Raw genomic sequence first — 2,434 nt, forward strand, 5'->3', positions numbered from 1 at the left:
AAAAAGACGGCACTCCATTGGATACACTAACGAAGAAAGATGAGTACACAAGTTTACCAAAAGCGTACTCGACGAAAGAAAAGCGTGAAATTATAAAAAGAGATGATAGCACAAATGTTGTGGTAATGACAAAACCTATTATATGGAATGATGGGGAAATTGTTACACTTCAAGTCTCAAAACATCTAATGGCATTGAAAGAGACAATGCGAACCTTATTCATTGTTTTAGCTGTAGCTACAATTTTAATGCTTATTCCAACCGTCGTTGCAGGAAATGTTTTAAGTCGCTTTTTGCTTTATCCGATTCAAGAACTTATTCAGACAATGAAGGCAAATATGAAACAGGAGAAATGGACTAAAATTGATGTTTTAAATCGCAGCCAAGATGAGTTATACCAAATGGAAAAAACATTTAACGATATGATTGATCATTTAAAAGATAATTTTCAAAAGCAGGAACAATTTGTATCAAATGCTTCACATGAGTTAAAGACGCCTATCTCCATCTTGAAAAGCTATGCACAGTTATTGGAAAGACAAGGGAAAAATCGACCTGAAGTGTTCGACGAAGCAGTACAGGCAATTGACTCTGAAGCGGATCGTATGCAATTATTAGTAGAGCAAATGTTGCTATTAGCAAAAAATCAGGAGGAATCGAAACGAACAGATATAAATATTGTTCAGCTTTGTGAAACCGTAAGAAAAACATTTTCCGGAGCATATACACGTAATATTACATTAACTTCATCAGAACGCACGATTATTGTTAGTGGCAACGAGGAGCAATTGAAACAGGTCATTTATATTTTGGTCGATAATGCTTTAAAGTATAGTGAAAAGGACGTAAGATTAGACGTTTCGAAAAAAGATCATTATGCGATTTTAAAGGTTACCGATTTTGGAAATGGCATGGAGCAAGAGGAACAAGCTCGAATTTTTGATCGATTTTATCGTGTTGATAAAGCTAGAAGCAGGGAAACTGGTGGTACAGGGCTTGGCCTTCCTATAGCTAAATCGATTGTTCGCTCACACAATGGTGAAATTTCTGTTGATAGTGAAATAAAAAAGGGTACGACATTCATCGTTACTCTTCCATTAATGTATAAATAAGTTTCTCATTTTTCTCATCAAATTCTAATCTTTTTCACAAGGATATTTCATTTTTGTAGCGTATGATGAAATTAGAATATAAAAGGGAGGAATTAGAAATGAAAAAGAAACTAGGGATAGTGCTTGGTTGTGTAGTCGCAGCTGGTTTTTTAGGATTAGGAGTTTTTCATACAAGTGCGTCACCATCTGAGCCATCATTGACGATAAATGAAGTTAGAGATATAGTAAAAAAACAATATCCAGGAAAAATTACCGAACTAGAGCAGGAAACAGAGTTTAACCGAGCTATATATGAAGTGGAAATAGCAAACGATAAAAAAGAGTATGATTTAAAGGTTGACGGAAATAGCGGAGAAATTTTAGATATAAAAGAAAAGCCATCTAAAAATTCTTCGACCTCAGCCAAAGATAAAAAAGAAACTGAAAATAAGAGAAATAAAAGCAATGATTCAAAAGAAAATAATGAATTAAATAATAATAATGAATCAAAGAAAAGTACTCATTCGAATGAACAACTGAATATTTCAGAAAAAGAAACAGCTATTTCTGGAAAAGAGGCGAAGAAAATAGCGTTAGATGCATTTGAGGGGACTGTTAGTGACTTCGATTTAGATGAAGATGATGGACGATTAATTTATGAAATTGAAATTGAAAACGGCGAAAAAGAAGCAGAAATTGAAGTTGATGCATATACCGGAGAAGTTATCGTTATTGATTATGATTAAAAAAAGTAAAAAGGGACTGGAATTCGCATATATTTAAGTCGAAAATAGAAGTTTAACTGTTTGTTTTCAGGGTAAACAGTAGGGAGATCAAGATTAGAATTCGTGCTGGGCTTCTTATTGAATGAGCAGAAGACGCTGAAAATAAACGTTTTGATTTACTTAGGGGAAATAGCAAAGTGTAAGTTATAAAGTAATCAAATCTTAGGAGCGATCTGTTGTGCTAGAAAGAAATACTGGCACTGCGGATTGCTTTTAATTATGCACAATACTGTAATGAAAATGTAATATTATTTAAATATTTACGTTTGATTGCCGTTAATTAGGGAATTAAAAATAAACGAAAAAGGAGTGACAAAATAATTGACACCTAGGAGGGAACATAAATGAACAATAAAAATGTGACCATTTACGTTAGTGATGGTTGTAATAAATGCAACGATTTATTGGCGCAACTGGATGAATGGAATGTATTTTACCAAATAAAGAATATTTCTAAGCAGCGTGAGCATTTATACGAGCTCCAGAAATTGGGTATCTATGGAACACCTGCAACATTTATTGAAGGGGAATATAGAGCTATTTTAGGATTTCAAAAAA

3 protein-coding genes are annotated in these 2,434 nt (G+C 33.4%); all 3 read left to right on the forward strand.

Features of this window, described 5'->3' with window-relative positions; all coding sequences use genetic code 11:
* Positions 1-1,112 (forward strand): sensor histidine kinase (locus GZ63_RS0116135; RefSeq protein ID WP_029271343.1); only part of this gene is annotated, 1,112 nt, incomplete at its 5' end.
* A gap of 98 nt (positions 1,113-1,210) precedes the next feature.
* Positions 1,211-1,837 (forward strand): PepSY domain-containing protein, encoded by a 627-nt coding sequence (locus tag GZ63_RS17225; RefSeq protein ID WP_029271344.1) that lies wholly within the window; start codon positions 1,211-1,213, stop codon positions 1,835-1,837.
* A gap of 383 nt (positions 1,838-2,220) precedes the next feature.
* On the forward strand, positions 2,221-2,434 hold a 214-nt coding region (locus GZ63_RS0116145), incomplete at its 3' end, for a glutaredoxin family protein (RefSeq protein WP_029271346.1).

Source organism: Virgibacillus alimentarius (assembly GCF_000709085.1).
Classification (GTDB): Bacteria; Bacillota; Bacilli; order Bacillales; family Amphibacillaceae; genus Virgibacillus_B; species Virgibacillus_B alimentarius.